The 20,692-nt window shown below is 69.2% G+C and carries 24 protein-coding genes; 16 read left to right on the top strand and 8 right to left on the bottom strand.

Annotation, left to right across the window (positions count from 1 at the left end):
* Positions 1-188: 188 nt before the first annotated feature.
* The 4 genes from HF577_RS10075 (at position 189) to HF577_RS10090 (ending at position 4,895) form a co-directional block, all read left to right on the top strand.
* Positions 189-2,543 carry an ATP-binding protein gene (locus tag HF577_RS10075; protein WP_169395503.1) on the top strand — a complete coding sequence of 785 codons (2,355 nt, stop codon included), beginning with the start codon at positions 189-191 and terminating at the stop codon, positions 2,541-2,543.
* Positions 2,544-2,647: 104 nt separating this feature from the next.
* Positions 2,648-3,763: an NAD(P)-dependent alcohol dehydrogenase gene (locus HF577_RS10080; protein WP_169395504.1), complete on the top strand. Its 1,116-nt coding sequence runs from the start codon at positions 2,648-2,650 to the stop codon at positions 3,761-3,763.
* 53 nt (positions 3,764-3,816) lie between these two features.
* Positions 3,817-4,428 (top strand): TetR/AcrR family transcriptional regulator, encoded by a 612-nt coding sequence (locus HF577_RS38110; RefSeq protein ID WP_169395505.1) that lies wholly within the window; start codon positions 3,817-3,819, stop codon positions 4,426-4,428.
* A complete protein-coding gene (locus tag HF577_RS10090) occupies positions 4,425-4,895 on the top strand; it encodes a hypothetical protein (RefSeq protein ID WP_169395506.1) in 471 nt (156 codons plus the stop codon). Before HF577_RS38110 ends, HF577_RS10090 begins: the two co-directional genes overlap by 4 nt.
* A 136-nt stretch (positions 4,896-5,031) precedes the next feature.
* On the opposite strand, the gene HF577_RS10095 is transcribed toward HF577_RS10090, so the two are convergent.
* Positions 5,032-5,907, bottom strand: coding sequence for a class I SAM-dependent methyltransferase (locus HF577_RS10095; protein ID WP_169395508.1), 876 nt, complete (start codon positions 5,905-5,907; stop codon positions 5,032-5,034).
* A 183-nt stretch (positions 5,908-6,090) separates the two neighbouring features.
* Entirely contained in the window at positions 6,091-6,729 is a 639-nt protein-coding gene (locus HF577_RS37405; protein ID WP_211174049.1) for a hypothetical protein, read from the bottom strand.
* Between HF577_RS37405 and HF577_RS37410 the strand changes: the two genes are divergently transcribed.
* Positions 6,722-6,976, top strand: coding sequence for a hypothetical protein (locus HF577_RS37410; protein ID WP_211174050.1), 255 nt, complete (start codon positions 6,722-6,724; stop codon positions 6,974-6,976). The genes HF577_RS37405 and HF577_RS37410 overlap by 8 nt on opposite strands.
* Here HF577_RS37410 and HF577_RS37415 read toward each other — a convergent pair.
* Positions 6,952-7,692, bottom strand: coding sequence for a phosphopantetheine-binding protein (locus HF577_RS37415; protein ID WP_211174051.1), 741 nt, complete (start codon positions 7,690-7,692; stop codon positions 6,952-6,954). The genes HF577_RS37410 and HF577_RS37415 overlap by 25 nt on opposite strands.
* Positions 7,693-7,912: 220 nt before the next feature.
* Here HF577_RS37415 and HF577_RS10105 point away from each other — a divergent pair, with 220 nt between their 5' ends.
* The 3 genes from HF577_RS10105 to HF577_RS10115 all read left to right on the top strand — a co-directional run bounded on the left by HF577_RS10105 (position 7,913) and on the right by HF577_RS10115 (position 9,639).
* Positions 7,913-8,608 carry a response regulator transcription factor gene (locus HF577_RS10105; protein WP_169395509.1) on the top strand — a complete coding sequence of 232 codons (696 nt, stop codon included), beginning with the start codon at positions 7,913-7,915 and terminating at the stop codon, positions 8,606-8,608.
* Between the two features lie 238 nt (positions 8,609-8,846).
* On the top strand, positions 8,847-9,347 hold the full coding sequence (locus HF577_RS10110; protein ID WP_169395510.1) for a hypothetical protein: 501 nt from the start codon (positions 8,847-8,849) through the stop codon (positions 9,345-9,347).
* Positions 9,286-9,639, top strand: a complete 354-nt coding sequence (locus HF577_RS10115) for a LuxR C-terminal-related transcriptional regulator (protein ID WP_169395511.1) — start codon at positions 9,286-9,288, stop codon at positions 9,637-9,639. The genes HF577_RS10110 and HF577_RS10115 overlap by 62 nt, the downstream gene beginning before the upstream one ends.
* Positions 9,640-9,749: 110 nt before the next feature.
* Here HF577_RS10115 and HF577_RS39655 read toward each other — a convergent pair whose 3' ends face one another.
* Positions 9,750-10,388 (bottom strand): BBE domain-containing protein, encoded by a 639-nt coding sequence (locus HF577_RS39655; protein WP_169395513.1) that lies wholly within the window; start codon positions 10,386-10,388, stop codon positions 9,750-9,752.
* A gap of 145 nt (positions 10,389-10,533) precedes the next feature.
* On the opposite strand from HF577_RS39655, the gene HF577_RS10125 reads away from it, so the two are divergent.
* Complete coding sequence (locus tag HF577_RS10125) at positions 10,534-11,697, top strand: MFS transporter (RefSeq protein WP_169395514.1); 1,164 nt, start codon at positions 10,534-10,536, stop codon at positions 11,695-11,697.
* A gap of 138 nt (positions 11,698-11,835) precedes the next feature.
* Here HF577_RS10125 and HF577_RS10130 read toward each other — a convergent pair whose 3' ends face one another.
* Complete coding sequence (locus HF577_RS10130) at positions 11,836-12,513, bottom strand: alpha/beta hydrolase (protein WP_211174052.1); 678 nt, start codon at positions 12,511-12,513, stop codon at positions 11,836-11,838.
* 216 nt (positions 12,514-12,729) lie between these two features.
* Between HF577_RS10130 and HF577_RS10135 the strand changes: the two genes are divergently transcribed.
* The 5 genes from HF577_RS10135 (at position 12,730) to HF577_RS10155 (ending at position 16,108) form a co-directional block, all read left to right on the top strand.
* Positions 12,730-13,266: a GNAT family N-acetyltransferase gene (locus HF577_RS10135; RefSeq protein WP_169395516.1), complete on the top strand. Its 537-nt coding sequence runs from the start codon at positions 12,730-12,732 to the stop codon at positions 13,264-13,266.
* A gap of 263 nt (positions 13,267-13,529) precedes the next feature.
* Entirely contained in the window at positions 13,530-14,363 is an 834-nt protein-coding gene (locus tag HF577_RS10140; RefSeq protein ID WP_169395517.1) for an enoyl-CoA hydratase/isomerase family protein, read from the top strand.
* Between the two features lie 223 nt (positions 14,364-14,586).
* On the top strand, positions 14,587-15,036 hold the full coding sequence (locus HF577_RS10145) for a hypothetical protein (RefSeq protein WP_169395518.1): 450 nt from the start codon (positions 14,587-14,589) through the stop codon (positions 15,034-15,036).
* Complete coding sequence (locus HF577_RS10150; RefSeq protein WP_169395519.1) at positions 15,033-15,671, top strand: TetR/AcrR family transcriptional regulator; 639 nt, start codon at positions 15,033-15,035, stop codon at positions 15,669-15,671. The genes HF577_RS10145 and HF577_RS10150 overlap by 4 nt, the downstream gene beginning before the upstream one ends.
* The gene (locus HF577_RS10155; protein WP_169395521.1) at positions 15,668-16,108 is read left to right on the top strand and encodes an anthrone oxygenase family protein; all 441 of its coding nucleotides are present in this window, start codon (positions 15,668-15,670) and stop codon (positions 16,106-16,108) included. Before HF577_RS10150 ends, HF577_RS10155 begins: the two co-directional genes overlap by 4 nt.
* Before the next feature lie 57 nt (positions 16,109-16,165).
* Here HF577_RS10155 and HF577_RS10160 read toward each other — a convergent pair whose 3' ends face one another.
* From HF577_RS10160 to HF577_RS10170, 3 genes are all read right to left on the bottom strand, one after another.
* Entirely contained in the window at positions 16,166-17,173 is a 1,008-nt protein-coding gene (locus HF577_RS10160; RefSeq protein WP_211174053.1) for an LLM class flavin-dependent oxidoreductase, read from the bottom strand.
* Between the two features lie 18 nt (positions 17,174-17,191).
* Positions 17,192-18,100, bottom strand: coding sequence for an SMP-30/gluconolactonase/LRE family protein (locus HF577_RS10165; protein WP_169395523.1), 909 nt, complete (start codon positions 18,098-18,100; stop codon positions 17,192-17,194).
* Between the two features lie 204 nt (positions 18,101-18,304).
* On the bottom strand, positions 18,305-19,021 hold the full coding sequence (locus HF577_RS10170) for a TetR/AcrR family transcriptional regulator (protein ID WP_169395524.1): 717 nt from the start codon (positions 19,019-19,021) through the stop codon (positions 18,305-18,307).
* 19 nt (positions 19,022-19,040) lie between these two features.
* Here HF577_RS10170 and HF577_RS10175 point away from each other — a divergent pair, with 19 nt between their 5' ends.
* Together HF577_RS10175 and HF577_RS10180 are read left to right on the top strand one after the other, a co-directional pair.
* Complete coding sequence (locus HF577_RS10175; RefSeq protein WP_246266179.1) at positions 19,041-20,018, top strand: aminoglycoside phosphotransferase family protein; 978 nt, start codon at positions 19,041-19,043, stop codon at positions 20,016-20,018.
* A gap of 59 nt (positions 20,019-20,077) precedes the next feature.
* Positions 20,078-20,668 carry a VanZ family protein gene (locus HF577_RS10180; RefSeq protein WP_169395525.1) on the top strand — a complete coding sequence of 197 codons (591 nt, stop codon included), beginning with the start codon at positions 20,078-20,080 and terminating at the stop codon, positions 20,666-20,668.
* Positions 20,669-20,692: the final 24 nt, after the last annotated feature.

Here is a 20,692-nt window from a genome sequence, read left to right on the forward strand (position 1 = left end):
CTCCGGCCCCGGTCGGGGGAGCGGGTCACGGGCAGCGACAACGACGCTAGAGACGCGGGGGGTGCGGGGTAACTCGCGAATGACCGGGCCCGTCCGGAGGCATGTCCCGACGCGCCTACGTCATTCGTCCCGGCCTTGCGGCCGGCTCCTCGAACACCGGGCGGAAGGACGCCACTTTGATGGACGTCATGACGGAGGACAGGGTGTCGCGGCCCACGGGCAACCTGCCGACTCTGAACAGCAGGTTCATCGGGCGGAAGCCGGAGCTGGCCGAGGTCCGCCGGCTGCTGGGCTCCTCACGGCTGCTCACCCTGACCGGCCCGGGCGGCGTGGGGAAGACCCGGCTGGCCGTCGAGGCCGGGCTCCGGATTCGGCGCGCGTTCCCGGACGGGACGTGGCTGGTCGACCTGGCCGCGATCGACGACGTGACCCGCCTCGCGGACGCGGTCGCGGCGGCGCTCGGCGTCGAGGAGCTCTCGGCGCGGGGGGCGAAGGAGCAGGTGCGCGACTTCCTGGCCGACCGGCTGGCACTGGTGATTCTCGACAACTGCGAGCACCTGCGAGACGGGTGCGCCGAGCTCGTAGACCACATGCTGCGCATCGCGCCGCGCCTGCGGGTGGTGGCGACCAGCCGGCAGCCGCTCGAGATCGCGGGCGAGCACGTCCTGACGGTCGAGCCGCTGGCGTTCCCCGACGTGGACGGCGCCGTCGCGCTGGAGGACATGTCCAGATGCGACGCGGTCGCCCTGCTGATCGACCGGGCGACGGCTGTCCAGCCGTCGTTCGCCCTGCACTCCGGCAACCGGGACGCGGTGGTGTCGCTGTGCGCTCGGCTGGACGGGCTGCCGCTCGCGATCGAGCTGGCGGCGAGCAGGTTGAGGTCGTTGTCGGTCGAGCAGGTGGTCGCGAGGTTGGACGATCGCTTCGCGCTCCTCACGAGGGGCAACCCGCTCGCGTTGTCCAGGCAGCAGACCCTGCGCGCGCTCATCGACTGGAGCCACGCCCTGTGCACCGAGGAGCAGCGGCTGCTGTGGGCGCGCCTGTCCGTGTTTCCGGGTGAGTTCGACCTCGAGGCCGTGGAGAACGTCTGCGGTGGCCCCGGCGTCGTCCCGGCAGCCGTGGTCGACCTGGTCGACGACCTGGTCGCGAGGTCCGTCGTCGTCGCCCGCCTCACCTCGCGGGGCGTCCGGTACCGGATGCTCGAGACCATTCGCCAGTACGGCGGCGAGATCCTGGCGGCCTCCGGGCAGGAGTGCGAGGTGCGTCGCCGGCACCGCGACCACTACGTCCGCACCGCCGCCGAGCTGTGCGAGCGCTGGTGCGGCCCGGACCAGTCGGACATCCTGACGAGGCTGCGGCTGGAGAACATCAACTTCGAGGCCGCGATGGACTTCTCGCTCGCCGAGCCGGGCGAGGAGGACGTGGCGCTGGAGCTGGTCTCCGCCTTGCGGTACCACTGGACCCTCGGCGGCTTCCTCGCCGCCGGCCACAGGCGCCTGGAGCAGGTCCTGCGCGCCGCGCATCACCCGACTCGGGCTCGGGGGGACGCGCTCTGGGTGGCGGCCTGGGTCGCGCTCCTGGTCGGGCAACGCGATACCGCAGCAGCCCGGGTCGAGGAGTGCGAACAGCTCGCACGGGACCTCGACGACGAGCACCTGCAGGCGTACGGCCATCTCCTGCGCGGAAGCATCGGCCTGTTCAGCGGCGACCTCACGTCGGCGGCCGAGCAGTTCGACAGGGGCATCTCGCTCATGCGCCGGTGCGGGGACACGGCGGCCGTGCTGTGGGGGTCGTTCCAGTACAGCCTGGTCCTCTCCCACACGGGGGACCACGCCGCCGCGCAGGAGCGGTGTGAGGAATCCATCCGGCTCGCGCGGCGCCACGGTGAGGAGTGGGCGCAGGGAGCGGCGATGTGGGCGCAGGCGTTCGACCGCTGGCGCAGCGGTGACGTCGGCGGTGACCTCGACGGGAGCGCGGAGGCCCAGGCGCGCCGGGCACTCGCGATGACGCCCAACGCCAACCTCGTCAGCACCGTGCTGACCGTGGAACTGCTCGCCTGGATCGCCGCGTCCCGGCAGCGTCCCGAGGAGGCCGCCCGCCTGCTGGGCGCGAGTGCCGCGATGTGGGAGTCCTTCGGTGCCGACATCGCCGCCTTCGGCCCGGACTTCGCCGAGCACTCCGCCGCCTGCCGGGAGACAGTGATCACGCACCTCGGCAGCCCGCTGTTCGACACGCTGTTCGTCGACGGCCGGGTGCGCTGGCAGGACCTCCTCAGGAGTGGGGAGACCGGTCCGGCCGGTGCGCGGAAGCCCGCCCTGCCGGACGGACCGGTCCTGACCCGACGGGAGGGCGAGGTCGCGGGACTGATCGCGAGGGGCCTGACGAACAAGGCGATCGCCGCGAAGCTGCTGCTGTCCCGCCGCACGGTGGAGGGACACGTGGCGAGGCTCTTCACCAAGATCAACGTCTCCAACCGGGCGCAGGTGGCGACCTGGGTCACCCAGAACGCCCACGGGCGGCCCGAGGTCACCGGCGGCGCGTGAGCCGCGGCGGGCGGAATCGGGTAGCGGTGAGGTGTTCTTCCCCTACCCGCCTCCCACCCCGGCCGCCCAGACTCCCTTGCATCGACGAGCACCAAGGGGAGCCGATGAAGACAACCGCTGCCGTCGCGGTCGGGCCGGGCCAGCCGTTCGAACTCCGAGACCTCGAGCTCGACGATCTCGCGCCCACCGAGGTCAGGGTGGCGCTGGTCGCCACCGGCGTGTGCCACACCGACGCCGTCGTCCGGGACCAGGTCTATCCCACCCCGCTGCCCGCCGTGCTGGGCCACGAAGGTGCCGGTGTCGTCGAGGCGGTGGGACCTGCGGTGACGTCGGTCCGGCCCGGCGACCACGTGATCCTGACCGTCAACAGCTGCGGCCGGTGCACGCAGTGCCTGACGGGTTCCCCCATGTACTGCGTCGACTGCTACCCCCTGAACTTCGGTGGCAGGAGGCCGGACGGCAGCACCACGCTGACGGACGGCGGGCAGGAGATCTCCTCGCCGTTCTTCGGGCAGTCGTCGTTCGCGACGCACGCCAACGTCGCCGAACGCTCCGTCGTCAAGGTCGACGACGACGTCCCGCTCGAGCTCGCCGGGCCTCTCGGTTGCGGGCTCATGACGGGCGCGGGAGCAGTGCTGAACTCGTTGCGTCCCCGCGCCGGCTCGTCGATCGCGATCTTCGGCGCCGGGGCGGTCGGGTCCGCCGCGATCCTGGCGGCCCTCGTGGCCGGCTGCACCACCGTCGTCGCGGTGGACATCCACGAGTCCCGGCTGGGGATGGCCACGGAGCTCGGCGCGACGCACGTCGTCGACAGCAGCAAGGGCTCGCCGGTGGACGCCGTCATGGAGATCACCGGCGGGCGCGGGGTGGACGTGGCGCTGGACGCGACGGGCGTGCCGTCCGTGCTGCGCCAGGCCGCGGACTCACTGGCGATCCGGGGCACGGTCGGTCTCGTCGGTGCGGCCGCTCCCGGCACCGAGGTGAGCTTTGAGACCGGTCTGTCCATTACGCGCGGGTGGTCGCTCAAGATGATCATCGAAGGCGACTCGGTGCCGCAGGACTTCGTCCCGCGTCTGGTGCAGCTGTGGCGCCAGGGACGCTTCCCGTTCGAGAAGCTGATCAGGTCCTATCCGTTCGAGCAGATCAACGAGGCGTTCGCCGACTCCGAGGCCGCCAGGACGATCAAGCCCGTCCTGCTCTTCCCCCGGAGGTCGCAGTGATCGGGTCCGCTGCAGCTTGATTAAATACGGAGCAGGTCCGTATTGTATGTCGTGTGAGCAGTCCTGAGCCGGCTCCTGGCCGCCCCCGGAGCAGGGAGGCCGACGCCGCCATCCTGACCGCTGCCCTGGAGCTGTTGGTCGAGCGCGGCGTGGAGGCCACCAGCATCGAGCAGGTCGCCCGGCGTGCGGGAGTCACCCGGGCCACCGTGTACCGGCGCTTCCCGGACAAGACCAGGCTGCTCATCGCCACGATCGAGGCCGCCTACGGCGATCCCCCGCCCCGACCCGAGATCCGCGACGTCGAACATCTGCTGGCCGGCTGGGCGCACGTCCTCGCCGATCCGCACCAACGCCGTCTGCTGCGGCGCCTCTACGGCACGATCGAGGACCACCCCGAGCTCGCCCGGACCTACTTCGACCAGTTCGGCAAAGATCGGGATCGAGCTCGTCGAGACGCGCTCGAGCAGGCTCGGGAACGCGGGCAGCTGCCCCCCGACACCGACCCGGACGTCCTGCTGGACATGCTCACCGGAGCGGTCTGGCAACACCTCGCGACCCGCCCGGACACCACCGGCCCGGCCGACGTCGAACACTTCCTCCGCGCCGTACTACGCCAGGCCGGCTACCGGCCCGACGCGAACACACGACAAAGGAACCGACCATGAAGCCAGCCAGCGTCGAGGCGCAGCTACGCACCCGGGCGTTCGCCCGCGTCCTCGGGCCCTACATCGCAACCGTCACCGCTGTTCTCGCGATCCGCCTGCCCGAGATGATGGGGCTGGCCACCAACTTGTTCGCAGAACCCGTACTGGCCGGGATGCTCGGGGCCCTGATGCTGGGCGGAGGACTGGTCATCATCGGCGGACACCGCAGCTGGCGTGGCCCCCTCGCGATGACGGTGTCGCTGTTCGGCTGGTTCGTCGCCCTGCGGGGGCTGCTCCTCCTTGCCACCCCCACGGTGATCCGCTCAGGCGTCGAGGCCACCGCGCTCTCGCCGACCGCGACGACCCTGGCCCGCGTGTTCTTCGGTGCCCTGGCCGTCGTCGGTCTCCTGCTGACCTACGCCGGCTGGTTCACCGAGCCGGTCGAAGCGCGACCGGCGGTGCCCCCGACCACGGCGAGCGTCGCGTGAGAAGGACGCCCCATGGCTCGTCGTGCTGGCGCCGGCCCGGGCCGGTCCATGATTCAGATCTTGGATGCCGATAGCGAGCAGCGCGACCTGCATGTGCCGGCCCGACCACGAATCCGGTCTGCCCGAGACGGCGGGTTCATCTCCCCAAGGTGCCGGTGATGTACCTGCCACCGAACAGCTGAGACTCGACCCCGCCGAGAGGGCGCTCGTACCGGTCGGAAAGCTCGAAAATCGACTCGGTGGTCGTCCGCCAGCCCAGGCTGGACAAGTACTCGTCCGGGCTCTTCTTCGATCCACCCGCGAACAGTGCTCCCGTGTCGATTCCGCGGTCGTCCGCCCCTTCGGCGACTTTGGGATCGTCGAAAACGGCCTGTGCATTGTCGAAGTGCTCGATGCCGACGGTGCTGCCGGGCCCGGAAAGCTCATGGATGGCGTCGATCAGCCGCGTGATCGCCTCGTCCGGTAGATAGGGCAATAAGCCCTCCGCCAGCCATGCCGTCGGCCGCGCCGAGTCGAACCCCGCCCCTCGCAGGGCGGTGACCCAGTCGTCGCGCAGATCGACCGGGACCAGGCGGCGCGCACTGGCCGGTCGCGCACCAAGACCGGCGAGCACCTGGTCCTTGAACTCCAGTACGCGTGGCTGGTCGATCTCGTAGACCGTGGTCCCGGACGGCCAATCCAGGCGGAAGGCCCGGCAGTCCAGGCCGGCGGCCAGGATCACCACCTGGCGCAACCCGGCGGCCGTGGCGGAGAAGAAATAGTCGTCGAAGAACTTCGACCGTAAGGCCAGGAGGCGGGACAACGGCCCCCAGGTGTGGTCATCCGCGGGAATGTCGTCGGCACGCGTAGGTATCGGGCGCGGCGGGCTCGCGGCTTCGACAAAGGCGGCCGCGAACGGATCCCGAATGAGACCGTCTGCCCGGCTGGTGTCCACGGCGCGCGCGGCCGCCACCGACAGTGCGGTAATTCCGACTCCCGAAACGATGTCCCAGTCCTGCTGTTCGCCAGTCATCGACAACCGACCTCTCACTGAGTAAGCGCTGGACGTCAGCCTACGCGTACTTGATCGAAGAACGATTGAGCGTGAATGTCGGAATTGCGCTGAACTGCGCCGATCCGTCCGGTATGGACCTGAGATGTCGGCGCGTCACAGCGCGCAGCGTGAGCAACACCACCGCCTCAACCGGCAGAGGCATCAAGCGCGAGTAGTGATCTCTTGCATCTCCCTGGCGGGGTTCCCCGCCCAGCGGGCGCGCTGAGGAATCTCCTCGCCCTTCATGAGGAAGGCGTCGGGAGCGAGTTCTGAACCGTCGCCCATCGTCACGCCGTAGTGGACCAAGGAGCTGGTGCCGAGGGTGCAGCCGGCGCCGATCGTGATGCGGTCGGACTTGAAGGCTCCGTCCTCCTGCGAGTGGCACTGGATCCGGCTCCCCGCGTTCAGTGTGCAGTGGTCTCCGAGGGTCACCGTCGTCTTCTCGATGATGCTGCAGCCGTCGTCGAAGACGCGCTTTCCATCCGGACGCCCAGCAGCCGCCAGGCCAGGTTCTTGAACGGAGTGCTGTCCAGGATCTTCGGCTGCGCGCTGAGCTTCCAGTAGCGCTCGTGCCACCAGAAGTACGGATCGTAGATCGAGCAGTACCGGGGCTCGAGGTTCTTGAATCCCGCGACGAGACGCTCGGCCAGTACGACGTAGAAGACGCTGAACACGACGGCAAGGACGGGCACCGGCGGCGATGGACGACGCACCGAGCAAGGGGTAGAGGTCCACGGCACCCAGGACGAACAGGGTGACCACGAAGACATTGAACCAGCGCACCAGCAGATAGATGCCCATGCTGACGACGTTGTACCTGTTCTTCGGGGCGAGCTTGCCGGGCAACTCGCCGGCGGTGGTGAGGTCGAGTCTGGTGGCCGATGAGCAGCGCGCCGAAGAGGAGCACGGCGGAGATGATCAGGGCGTGGAGGTAGAAGTCCCAGCTCGTGAAGACCATGGGCCCGGGATCCAGCAGCGCGTTGAGCTGTGGGACCTCGGCGAGCAGGAAACCCAGGCCGCTGATCACCGAAGGCGTGAGCACGAGTAGTCCGCTGAGCACCTGCAGGACGCCTTCAACAGGACCGGAAGAATGCACACACCAACCATGGCGGCGCTCCCGAACACAAGCGACCGCAGATAGAGGTCGAGCACCCCCGATGCGCCGGAGATCCACACGTATCCGCGCTCGGTGACGAGCGCGGCGAGGTAGGTGTACGCGAGGAAGGTCAGGAGTTGCAGCGCTGCACAGAGGACGTACTCGCCCCTGCCGGCCACCTTCGCCACCTCGACCGGAGCAGGCGTGGACGCCTGGACCGGGGCGGGTTCGTCGTCGCTCGCGAGCGCCCTCGCCAGAGTGCCGATCGTCGGGTGCTGGTAGATGTCCTTCATCGACACCGGCGGCAGATCCGCACGCTTCCGGGCTCGTGCGCAGAATCGGGCCATGACCATCGAGTCGGTACCCAGGTCGGCGAAGAAATGGCTGTCGACGGACACCCGGTCCAGCCCCGCGACGTCGGCCAGCACCTCGGCGAAGAGCTGCTCGGTGGCGGTCCTCGGGCCGCCGTACTCGCGCCGGCCGGCGGGAGACTCAGCCTTGTCGGCCGTCAGGACCTCGACGGGTTTCCCACAACGTGAGCCTTCCCTGCACCATGACGGGGGTTTTTTCGATCTATTGCCAGAAGTGTGCGACATGCGCGTCGGGATGCAGTAGATAACCGGTGAGAAGCTTTCGTTGGCGTGACGAAAGGTGCTCTTCGCTCCCACTTCATGCGTTGTTGGGTAACCTGTGTCTCGGAGCTGTAACTGGATCCGCGCTGGCGCTACAGGGAGCACAACGCGCGCGGCCGACATGTCAGGTTAGGCACGTGCGCTGCCGCGCGGCAAGGGTAATATCGAAGGTTAAATTCTTTTTGCCAAACGTTGGCAAGACCTTTGTAGATCATTTGTCAGTCAAACGGCGCACAGTTTCCCTATCCTGATGCGCATGGGACTTCTCCTGCTGGTGGAGGACGACGAGACGATCGGCACCGTGCTCGAGTCCAGCTTGCGAGCCCACGGATACCACGTCCTATGGCACCGCACGGGGCGAGCGGCTCTCCGTGCGTCGACACTCTCCGAAGTTGATTTCGTCCTGCTCGACCTGGGACTTCCTGACCTCGACGGGTTGGAGGTCTGCCGGCAGATGCGGACTGCCCAGCCGAGAGCGGTCGTGGTGGTCCTCACTGCCCGCGACAGCGAGATGGATGTCGTCGTGGCGCTGGAAGCCGGCGCGGACGACTACCTCACCAAGCCGATGCGGTTGACGGAGCTGCACGCCCGGATCCGGGCGCACCTGCGGCGCGGAGGACCAGCGGCGAGGACGCCCTTGCAGGCCTCGATCGGCGATCTCACCGTTGATTCCGTCAGCCGGATGGTGACAGTAGGCGGACGCGAAGTGACACTGCGAACCAAGGAGTTCGATCTGCTGGCTCGCCTGGCCGCCGAGCCGAACTCGGCCGTCAGCAGGGAGGCGCTGATGGCCGACGTGTGGGACACGAACTGGGTCGGCTCAACCAAGACGCTTGACGTCCACGTCGCCGCGCTGCGCCGCCGCCTCGCGGAGCACTCCACCGCCGACTCCGTCCCACGGATCATCACCTTGCGGGGTTTCGGCTACCGGCTGGAGACGCCATCCACATGAGGGTGGGTCGACTCGGGGCCTCTGGCGCCTGCGAGCCCACCGCCGGGCGAGGTTTTTACCTTCCTCTGGCCCTCTGCTGTGCCTCCACTTGCGGTCGGGTGCTTAGCCTTCACAACAACCTTCACGCACGCCAGCAGGCTCGCCACCGAGGGCACGGCAACCACGCGGCAGCGACCAGCCCCAGCCGCGACCGGTTGACGACTCCCGCGGCACGGCAACGGCCCACAGGAGGATCACCGTGGACGTTCGTTCTGGTGTAGGCGATCTCATCGCCCGAGACGTTGTGCTGGACGCAGTCCGCGTAACCCACACAGACCGTGGAGGGATCGACCTCGCCTCGACGACGAGCCGGTTCGGAGCCTGTTCCATCGTGATGGAATGGTCGGTGAATGATCAAAGTGGCGCTCCCGCCGGCTCGCACCTGTTGACGGTGTGGGCCAACTTGCCCCGGCAACGCTCGAGCGAACACCTGTTCCTCGACTTCCTGTTGCAACGGGTGCGGGAGGTCCTGCTGGCGGGCGCAGCGGATGGCTCGATCATCAGCATGTACCGGGGGACGTCACGCGGCGTCGTGGCAAGTAGCGTCGAGACGATCTCCAAGCACAACAAGTTCGAGGTCACCCCCCAGCAGCCCCGCCGCGCGGGGATGGCGCTGCTGAACCTGGCACCGTGGGAAGGTGCGGATTCCGACGCACCTCGGTACGGCGCGCGGAGCGGCGCTGCGCAGACCCCGAACTGACCACCACTCGCACGACGGGTCCGCACGCAAACGCAGCATTGATACCACCATCGATCCCACCCCCCAGGAGGCCCAGGTCGTCAGCCTGGTCCGCGAAGGCCTCTCGAACGCAGAGATCGGCGCCCGCCTGTTCATCAGCCCGCGCACCGTCGAGTGGCACATGGAGCGGATCTTCGCCAAGCTCGACATCACCTCACGCAGACAGCTCCACCTGGGCGAACCTCCGCGACCGCGACGCTCAGCGCGCTCGGTCCCCGGGGATGACGGCGCCCCGTTCCAGTCGCCGGAGTAGCAGCTGTCCTGCCGAATGCAGCTGTGAGTTCACCCGGACCGCCGTCGGCGGCGCCGGACATGATCGACGAGTTGATCACGTCCGGCGTCGCCCGGTCGGCCGGTGCCTGATCAGGCGGCCGGCGCCACGTTGTGGTTGATCCGGAACATGTTGGCCGGGTCGTAGGTCTTCTTGATGGCTGCCAGGCGCTCGTAGCGCTGCGCGCCGTAGATCGCGGCGGCGTCGGTCGCCTCGTCGGGTGCGAGGTTGTTCACCAGCCGCCGGTCGCCCTGCCAGGGCTGCATGCCGTCGAGCAGTGCGGCGACCGATGCCTTGAGCTGCTGCTCCTCCGGCAGGGGACCCACCGCGACGCCCAAGAGGCTGTAGGGCAGGCCCCTGGTGGCCACGGCGTTGGGCACTGTCGGCTCCCGGTCCCATGCCCCGCCCAGGGCGCGCAGTTCGGCGATCCACAGGGTGGTGTCGGAGTCCGGGCCGACGAGTTCGACCAGCTTGTCCAGCGCTTGCGCGGGGAACTCGCGCAGCATGATGCCTCGTTCGTAGTAGGGCACCGGTTCGGTCGGCTCGTTGTGGATGGACGCGACCTCGGTGTAGGGCATGTCCCGCACGGTGTCCAGGACTGCGGGAGCCACCGTGCGCAGCGGCGCGATCAGCCGCTCGCCGTCCTCGGCGGTGCCGTTGTAGGCGAACCGCAACGACACCACGAACCTCCCGCGCAGTGGTTCGGGTTTGGGGGCGCGGGCGGAGGTCACCTGACGCTGTTCGGCGAGCAGACGTCGAGCGGGCCGGGCTGGAAGGCCTCACAGCCGTCGCCCGCGTAGCCCTGTGCGACGAGCTTCGACCTCGATGGAACAGGTAGTACGACGATCATCCGACCAAGGACTCGAAAGGCTCTCGATGTCCGTGCGCACCTATCTGCTCGCCGCCGGTGCCTTCGCGGTCGGCACGAGCGCCTACGTGGTGTCGGGCGTGCTTCCCGCGGTGAGCGGGGAGCTCGGTGTCTCGCTGACCGCTGCCGGCCAGCTTGCGACGGCCTTCGCGATCGCCTACGCCGTCGGTGCCCCGTTGGTCAGCACCCTCACCGGCCGGTGGGACCGCCGGACTCTGCTGGTTGCCGCTCTCGTCGTGGCCGCCGTCGGGAACGGGCTGTCCGCACTGGCGACCACGTACCCCCTGCTGATCGTGGGCCGGATCATCACCGCGCTCGGCGCGGCCGCCTACACACCGGCCGCCACGCTCGTCTGCACCGCCATGCTTCCGCCCGCCCAGCGCGCCCGTGCCGTCGGCATCGTGTTCGGTGGTCTGACGCTGGCACTCGCCGTCGGTGTGCCCGCGGGCGACCTGCTCGGCGGCAGGATCGGTTACGGCGGCGTCTTCGGGGCGGTGGCCGTGGTCACCGCACTGGTCGCCGCCACCGCGCCGCTCTGCCTACCCCGCCTCCCGGGGCCCCCGGTGGTGTCGCTGCGTGGCCGCTTCGCCGTCGCCGCTGACTGGCGCGTGCTGACGGCGCTCGCGATGACCGCGGTCAACGTCCTCGCCGCAATGGTCGTCTTCATCTACGTGGCGCCCTTGTTGAACGCCACGGGCGGCATCCACGGCGCCACCGTCGCGCTCCTGCTGCTCATCTACGGGATCGGGGCGATGGCAGGCAACACGTGGGGTGGCCGCGCTGCCGACCGGTTCGGCGCCGTGCCTACGCTCTTCGCCCTCCTCGGCGGGTCGGTCATCACGGTCGCGGTGCTCTCGCCGGCCGGGAGCACCGTCCTGGGTGCCGCCGTGGTCCTCGCCCTGTGGGCTGTCTTCAGCTGGGCGTTCAACCCCCCGATGCAGTCCCTTCTGCTGGAACTGGCTCCCACCGGCGGCATGGTGCTCTCGCTCAACGCATCGGCGATCTACCTCGGCACCGCCGTCGGTGGGTTGGTCGGCGGAATCGTGATCGGCGCTGGAGGCCTGCTGGCGCTCCCCCTGCTCAGTGCAGGCTTCGGCCTCGTCGTGATCGCCCTGCTGCTGACGCTTCAGCTCGGCCGAAGGCGCGTGGCTGCGGAGAACGTCGTTGCGTGAAACTGCGTGCAACGCAAGGTTCGAGCGGACGGCCTGGCCGGTCCAGAGCGGGGTCGCCCTGGGCCGGCGTCGTCGAGAAGGGCGCCGCTTCACCCTGCCCTTTCAGGCAGACCTCCATACCCGTGCGTGATCTTTCGGTCAGCCCCTGGCGATCTCGTCGAGGAGCGCGGCCAGCTCGGCGGGACGGGACAGGAACGGGGAGTGGCTGGTCGGGATCCGACGGATGCTCTTCGCGCGAAGGGCCATCTGCTCCTGAATCCGGACCGGGATTGCGGCATCGTTTTCGGTGATGATGTAGGTGGACGGGACGGTCTGCCACGCGGCCCGGGTCGCACGGTCGGCGAACGGCTGGCGGCGCTGGTCGACGAGCCGGCTGACGGCCAGGTCGGCGACCGCCTCGGGAACGTCGGCGTAAAGCCGGGCCCGCGGGTCCGAGCCGATCGGGAACAGCTCCTCCTTCGAGTCGGGATCGGGAGCGCCGTGCAGGCTGAACAGCGACTCGTGGATGTCGGGGACGTACGCGGCCAGGTACACGAGCTGCTGAACGTCGGGCAGGTCGGCGAGGCCCTCGGTGGCGGGGATCCCGCCGTACGAGTGGGCCACGACGACGACCGGGCCGCCGATCGCCTCGGTTGCCGCGCGGACCGCCTCGGCGTCTTCTCGCAGGCCGCCACGCGGGTCGGGGCCGGTGGTGGGCAGCTTCACCGCGCGGCTGGCGTAGCCGAGGTCGTCGAGCTCCCCGCGCAGCAGATTCCAGGTGGACGGGAGGTGCCAGGCGCCCGGAACAAGAACGAGCGTGGGCCGCTGAGCAGTCACGATGCTCCTCTGTGGAGTTGGGGCGAATAGTTACAAGACCAAACTGTAACGTATCGACGCCGAGTGTCGTGGGGGTCCTGCGAGAGCCGCGGCGGCGCGCGCGACCACGAGGGACGGGGCACTGCGGACGGGTTCGGCACCCCGGCAACGGTCGAACCGATCGAGCGGAGTTTCGAGTACGTGAGCGCTGTCGGCGGCCGTGAGACTGTTGCTGTCATGGCAGCTGGAGTGACGCCGGAACCCGAGGTGGTACTGGAGACGGCTCGGCTGCTGCTCAGACCGTGGCGGGTGACCGAGGCTGCCGTCCAGCGTGAGCTGTGGACCGAACGGGACCCACGAGTGCCGCCGCACCGTCGAATAGATGCCGAGGGACGCCCCACGGTCGCGGAGATTGAAGAGTCAATTCGCACCAACCGGCCATGGTCGTCCAGATTGCTGGCGGTCGAGCGGAAAGCCACTGGGGACGTCATCGGTTACTGCGGACTGGTCGACAGCGAAAAAGTGCCGGACGGGGAGCCGGAACTGGCGTTCGAACTGCTGCGCCGAGTCTGGCGTCAAGGATACGCCACTGAGGCCTCATCAGCGGTTCTGGACTGGGCGAGATCGTCCGGATACGAACGGCTGTGGGCCACGGTCTGGGAATGGAACGTCGCTTCTCGCCGTGTGCTGGCCAAGATCGAGTTCACTGAGACCGGGCGGATGGAAGTGCATGCGGTCCACGGGACAAACCTGTTCACGACGAAACAGCTCTGACTCGGTCGCCGCTGACAACGGCAGAAATGCCGATCAGGTACCGGCGACGCCTCTGGATGGTCCACGCCAGTGAGAAGCAGGGCTGCTCACGGTCGCCGTCTTGTCACCGCTGGGCTGAGTCCACAGCGGACGGAGGCTGGATAGCCGCGCTCGAGCCAGACCTCCGGCTCGCCTGTTTCGCGTAACTCGCTGCCGGGCGTCGTGCGGCGGTCGGCGACACGGGTGAGTCTGAGCGGCATCACCTGGGAGAAAGGAACCGAACCGTGAGGCAGTGGACCCATTTCACCGTGACCGCCGAGACCGGGCGCCTGTGGCGGGTGACGTTCGACAGCCCGCCGATCAACCTGGTCACCCCGGAGATGCTCACCGAGCTTCCGGAGTTGATCGACGAGATGGAAGCCGCGCCCGACCTGCGGGTGGTGGTGTTCGAGTCGGCGAACCCGGACTACTTCCTGAACCACTACGACACCTCCCGGGTCGCCGAGACACCGACGGGCCTGGGAGTGACCGGCTACCCGCTGGTCATCGACGCCGGCACACGGCTGTCACGCCTGCCCGTGGTGTCGATCGCGAAGATCCGGGGGCGGGTCAGGGGAGTCGGCTGCGAGTTCGCCCAGGCGATGGACATGCGCTTCGCCGGTGACGGGGCACTGTTCGGCCAGCCGGAGACCGCGAACGGCAACCTGCCCGGCGGCGGTGGTCTCGAGCACCTGCCGCTGCTGCTCGGCCGGGCGCGGGCGCTGGAGGTCATCCTCACCAGCGACGACTACCCGGCCGACCTGGCCGAGCGGTACGGGTGGGTCAACCGCGCCGTCCCCGACGCCGAACTGGACGGGTTGGTGGACACCCTCGCCCGGCGGATCGCGTCGTTCGACAAGGACTCGATCACTGCGGTCAAGGGGCAGGTCAACCGGTACACGTTGCCGTCCGCGGAGGACATCAAGTCCTCCTATGACATCTACTTCGCGTCCTTCGGTTGGCCGGGCTCCCAGCGCAGGCTGCCCGCCGCGATCGCGGCGGGGCGTAACCAAGCCGGCGACTACGAGTTTCGCCTGGGCTACCACCTGGGGCGGCAGCCGGATGGAGATGCGGAGTGACCTGGTGATCCGTCCCGTCGCGGCGAGACGGCGCCAACAGATCGTCGCGTAGCCCGGGCGGTGCGACGCGATCTCTTCTCGCATCCCACATGTATGCTAACGTCCGTTATAGTAACGTTTGTTAGCATGCGGGGGGAACCATGCTGCACCAGCTGGGGCAGGCACTCGAGGCGGTAGCGGGGGCGGAGGCCGACGGGATGGGTCGGCGACGGGGCGGTGCGTGATGGCCAGGACCTCGCTGGTCAACCGGGTCCCGGCCGCTGTCCTGTCTTCGCCGCTGCATCCGCTGCTGAGCACCAGGAGGCTCGTCCTGACCTTCGTCGGGCTCCGCAGTGGCGAGCGGTATGCCATCCCGGTCAACTACCTGCAACGCGGCCGTGAGCTGCTCATCACCACCAACAGCAGGTGGTGGCGCAACCTCGCCGGTGGTGTGCCGGTGGAGCTACGGCTGCGGGGACGCAGAGTCGGCGCCCGGGCCGAGGCCGTGCGCGAACCTGATGCCGTCGCCGAGGCGCTCACCGCACTCGTGCGCGACCACCGCCCGTACGGGCGCTGGGCACGCGTCCGGGTCGGCGCCGACGGCACCCCCGACGCCGCCGACGTGCGCGCGGAGGTCGGGCGCGGCCGGGTCCTGGTGCGGGTGCAGCTCCCCGACGACACGACCGCCCCGTGACCGCACCCCACCGCCGTCGCCGCGGCACCGGGCACGAGCTGCGTGACCTCGTGGTCCGCGTCGCGACCGACCTGCTCGCGCAGCTTGGCGACGTCGACGCGGTCACGATGCGCAGCGTCGCCACCGCCGCCGGAGTCACGGCACCCTCGGTGTACCGCCACTTCCCGGACAAACAAGCGCTGCTCCGCGTGGTCGTTGCCGAGCGGTTCGCCGCGTTCACCGACGAGCTCCGGACCGCCGCCGACTCGGCAGGCGAGGTGCCCTTGCTTCGCCTCGAGGCGATGTCGCGCGCCTACGTGCGGTCCGGCCTGCACCGGCCGGGGCACTACCGCGTGTTGTTCAGCGCCACGAACGCGGGCGCGGCAGGCCTGGGCCTCGATCCCGACACCGAACACCCCGGGGCGGCGTCTCACCGGGCCCTGCTCGACGCGGTTGCCGCGTGCGTGCAAGCCGAGCGACGGGACGTGGCGCCCATGCTGGCGACCGAGCTGTGGGCCTCCCTCCACGGCATCGTCGATCTGCGCATCACCAAACCCGACATGCCCTGGCCCGACCCCGACGCCCTGATCGACGCGGCCCTGACCGCCGTGCGTGCCGCCGCGGCAACGCGGCCCCGACCCCAGGAGGCACCGTGAACCTGCTGACCCTCGCCACGTTGCTCGTCACCGGATTCATCTCCTGCGCGGAGTTCGGCTCCTATGCCTTCGTCCATCCCGTGCTGCGCCGCCTCCCCGCCACCGAGCGCATCACCGTCGAACAAGGCCTGCTCAGGACCTACGGACGTGTCATGCCCGTCGGGATGACCCTGTGCGTCGTCCTCGGCATTGCCGCTGCGGCCGACGGGCGCGGGCCCGCGCTGCTGTCCTGGTCGGCAGCGGCGGCCTTCGCCGTTGCCGTGGCGTCCACCGTCGTCGTCAACGTCCCGATCAACGCCGCCACCGGACGCTGGGACCCCGCACACCCGCCCGCCGACTGGGAGCGGACCCGCCGCCGCTGGGAGTCCTTCCAAGGCGTGCGCTCCTGGTTGCTGCTCCTGGGGTTCGTCCTGAGCTGCGCAGCCGCCACCACCTGACCGGCCGTTTCCACCAGCCGCTGCCGAGCACGTCGCCGACTCGGAGCGACGTCGCTGTCAGGCCGTCGCTGCGTCGAGGAACCTCTCGAGCTCGGCCCGGATGTCGGGTCCGCACGGCTGGAACACGATCTCGGTGACACCCTTCGAGGCGAACTCGTCGAGGCGATGCCGGACCTGGTCGCGAGTACCGCTGATCGTCACGTCCCGAAGGATCGCGTGGCCGCCGGCGTCCCATGCCGCTCGATCGGCTTCACCGATCTCGACGCAGTGACCCGCGTGAACCGCGAGGTGCCGTCGATCTTCCGGAGTCCGGTTCACCACGTCCATCCACTCCGCGCCGCCCGGCAGGTCATGCACGGCAGAGGGCCCCCCGAACTCGTAGGCCCCGTGATAGGCCAGCGCCCACCCCGGTCCAGCGGCGAGCCGGGCGTGGTCGGAGTCGGTGGCCTCTCCCTCGTCGAGCACCGTGCCCCACACGAGGTTGGGAACCCAGGAGTACTCGGTGATGAACTCGGGCAGCCGAAGGGTCACATACAGCCCGTCGCCGAGTTCCTTGGCGACCTTGTGGCCCTTGGGGCCCAGCGCGCCGACCAGGATGGGGACGTCGACCGGGCGTGCGGGCGCGTGCCCATCGGGATGCAGCATCTGCATCTGCGCCCCCTCCCACTCCACGACCTCGCCCTGCAACAGCCCGCGGTACGCGCGGATGTACGACTCCATGTAGGCCCACGTGATGGCGCGGTACCCCATCGCGCGGCGGCCGGTGAACCCCGTGCCGAAGGCGATCGAGACCCGACCCGGAGCCAGCGCGGCGAGGGTGGCGGTCGCCGCAGCGTTGACCATCGGGTGTCGCAGGCTGGGCACCAGCACACCCGGACCGAGACCGATCCGTTCGGTTCGTTCAGCGGCCAGCGCCAGGGTCATCCACACGTCCGTGCTCTGCTGGGGCGTGTCATAGACCCACGCTCGCGCGTATCCCAGCTGCTCGGCCAGAGCAATGTTGGCAGGGGAATCCAGAGCGGTCGGAAAAGCGCAGGACACCTCCACGAGGAGCCTCCATTCCATGGGCGGCGGGGCCGACGATCAAGGCAACTCTGCGTGGGGAACGTCCACCCGGACAGCCATGAGCTGCGCCTCGCGAACCGGCCGGCGTTCGTGCTCGGGAAAGGAAGGAGCAGTGCACAGGAAGAGCGTGCAGCCGTCGTCACCGCCGAGCATGCAGGCGAAGACCGCGAGCCCGGTCGGGATCTCGTCGAGGATCTCGCCGCCCTCCTGCACCCGGATCACGCGGGCGTGGAGGGCGTCAGCCACCCAGATCGCACCCTCCGCGTCTGCGCAGATGCCATCAGGACCGACCTGGAGCAGCTCGACGGCCTCCCCGACGTCCTCGGTCTGCGGTGGCTCACCGAACTGGGCCCACACGCGCCGATTGCCCAGCCCGCCGTCCTCCGCGATGTCGAACGCGGTCAGCCGCCCCGCGAACGTCTCCGCGACGACCAGAACGTTCCCGCCGAGGATCACCATGCCGTTCGGAAAACACAGGTCGTCGGCCACCGTGGCCACAGTGCCGTCCACGTCGACCCGCGTGATCGTGGTGTGACGCAACGGGGCTCCACCCATGAGGTCGAAGCCGAAGTTGCCCACGAAGGCACGTCCGCGATCGTCGACGACCATGTCGTTGAGCAGCCCCGGGACCGCGCCGGACAGATCGGCGTGCTCGGCGAGCGACCCTGACTCATCGCGCACCAGGATGCGGTGATCACGCATCGACACGATGAGCGCGCGTCCGTCAGGAAGGAAACCGATCCCGCCGGGCTGGCGCGGCACCTCGGCCACAACCTCGACGTGACCGCGACCGTCGGTCGACACAACCTGGTTGGTGTAGAAGTCGGAGACCCACAGCCGGCCGTCATGCCACCGCGGACACTCCAGGAAGGAGTATCCGTCCAGCACGACCGTCACCTCACGAGTTGACGGCGCACCTTGTCCCATCGTGACCTCGAATCCGTTATGTCGTCGTTGGCAAACCGGAATTGCCCTGCCGTGGCTGATGCGGGCGGGCTGAGAACCACTGACCATCACATGCCTCTATAGCCGGAGCGTCATTAACCGGCCAATGACTAAGCGCATAATCAGGCTGGCCAAAGGATCGTGCCTGCCGGAGTTGATGTCAAGCGCCGGAGCCGGCGTCGACCGTCAGCGAGCGGGCTCGCCCGCCTGCGTGGGGTCCGAAGGCTCCGTGCGCGAGGCAGGCACCGGTGGTGTGCTGGTCAGCATCGCGAGCGCGAGACCTGCGTAGAACTCGCCGAGGTCTTCCGGGCTGTCGGTGCCGCTGTGCCGGTACCAGCGGACCGGGTCGACGGCGAGGGCGATGATGCCCCGGACGACACGTTTGATGTCGATGGGCACGAAGACCCCGTCTTCGACCCCGTCGGCGACGATGCTGCGGTAGACACGGTTGGTCTCCCGCCGGATCTCGCGGATCGACGCGTAGTTCTCCGGGGTCAGATTGGCCAGCTCGTACTGCGCCACCCTGGCCGCCACGTGATAGCGAGCATTCCAGGCCACGTGGCGATAGACGATGTGCCAGATCCGTTCCACCAGGTCGTCCTGTGCAGGGGAGCGCATGTCGTCCAGGGCCTTCACATGGGCGGTCCGGGCGATTTCGAACAGGATCGCTTCCTTGGACGGGAAGTGGACGTACATCGCGGCGGGACTCAACCCGGCGCCACCGCTGATGTCGCGGGTGGTGGTCGCCTGGAAGCCCTTGGAGGCATAACAACGGGTCGCGGAGGTCAGCAGGCGCCTCGCGACAGGCCCGTAGGAGTGGTCCCACAGCTCGGCGGATCGGTCCTGAAGCTGGGGGGCATCGAGTTCCCAGGTGTCGAATGCCCCGGGCTGCCTCTTGGCCATACGCCCCCTCAATGGCTCGATGCCACCTGCGTCGGGGCAAACCTACCCGCTGACGGCGTTCGTCCCGGGTCTAACGTGCCTGCGCGTGCAGCGATCGGGGGGACCACCGATGAAGGAGCTCAGGTTCGAGCAGGACCTGGTGCGGGCTCTGCTCCGGGATCAGCATCCGGATCTCGCCGACCTCGAGCTCCGGGACGTCGACGGCGGCTGGGACAACCAGCAATGGCGACTCGGCGACGAGCTGGCCGTGCGCCTGCCACGCACCGAGCGCGCGCCTGCTCTGCTGCACACCGAGCAGACGTGGCTGCCGGTGCTGGCGAACCGCCTGCCGCTGCCGACGCCCGTCCCGGTGCGCATCGGCAGGCCTTCGAGCCTGTTCGAGCACACCTGGACGATCGCGCGCTGGGTTCCGGGTGATCCGGCCGATCGCGCGCCGATCACCCGCATCGATGCGGCCGAGATCCTCGCGGAGTTCCTTCGCGCGCTGCACGACCAGGCGCCCGCCGACGCACCGGCCAACCCCACGCGTGGCATGCCGCTGGCCGAGATGCAGAAGGGGGTCGACGGCGGGTTCGACGTCATCGCCGACCACCCGAGCGTCGGCCGCGCCCGGGAGGTCTGGGAGGAAGCCGTGGCAGCGCCCGTCTGGCACGGTGCGCCGCTGTGGCTGCACGGCGATCTGCATCCGGCGAACGTGGTCGTCCGGGACGGGATGCTTGCCGGGGTCATCGACTTCGGCGATATGTGCGCAGGCGATCCCGCAACTGATCTCTCAGCCGCCTGGATCCTCCTGCCTGCCGGCACGGCGAGCCGGTTCTTCGACGCCTATGCGCTCGCCGACGACGCGACGATCACCCGGGCGCGGGGCTGGGCGGTACTCCGGGCTCTGGGCCTGATCTGGATCGGACGGAACGGGAGGCGTGGTCTGCCCGGAGGCAAACCGACCTGGGAACCGGCCGGTTACGCCACGCTCGAACGGGTCCTGGTGGCGGGCTGACGCGAGGGCGCGCGGCCGGGCCCGGGTAGATTCCGCCGCCGGACGGAAGCGGGGGTGACATGGCCGGGGGGTGGCACTTCTGGTTCGGCACGTTCACCGGTGGCGTGCTCCTCACGCTGGCCGCACTGCCGCTGGCTGCGCTGCTGGTGTGGGTTCTGGCCCGTCGTCGGCGGGTCGCCGGCGCCACGCCGGCGTGGCGGATGGCGCTGGCCGAGGTCGGCATCGTCTACGGGACGGCGCCGTTGGTGTGGATGATCATGTTGCCGGGGAGTCAGGCCGGTGCCGTCCCGGGTCGGGTGAGCCTGGTGCCGCTGCGGGATCTGGTCACGATCATCGCAGCCGGGCCGCTGACGGCGACGGGCCAGGTCGTGGGCAACCTGCTGGTGTTCGCGGCGCTGGGCTTCCTCGCCCCGATGCGGTTCGCGGCGCTGGCGTCGGTCCCGCGGGTCCTGCTGCTCGCGGCGGGCTGTTCGGTCCTGGTCGAGGTCGCGCAGTACGTCCTGCGGTTGGACCGGGTGTCGTCTGTGGACGATGTACTGCTCAACGCTGCCGGGGCCGGGCTGGCCGCGTTGGCGTCGCGCCGCTGGTGGCAGGCTACGGCCGGAGCGTCGCCGGACAGGGCTCGACCGGCTCCGGTACCTGGACGCTGAGCGCGCGCATCGCGGGGAAGATCA

Source organism: Pseudonocardia xinjiangensis, from assembly GCF_012911925.1.
Taxonomy (GTDB): domain Bacteria; phylum Actinomycetota; class Actinomycetes; order Mycobacteriales; family Pseudonocardiaceae; genus Pseudonocardia; species Pseudonocardia xinjiangensis.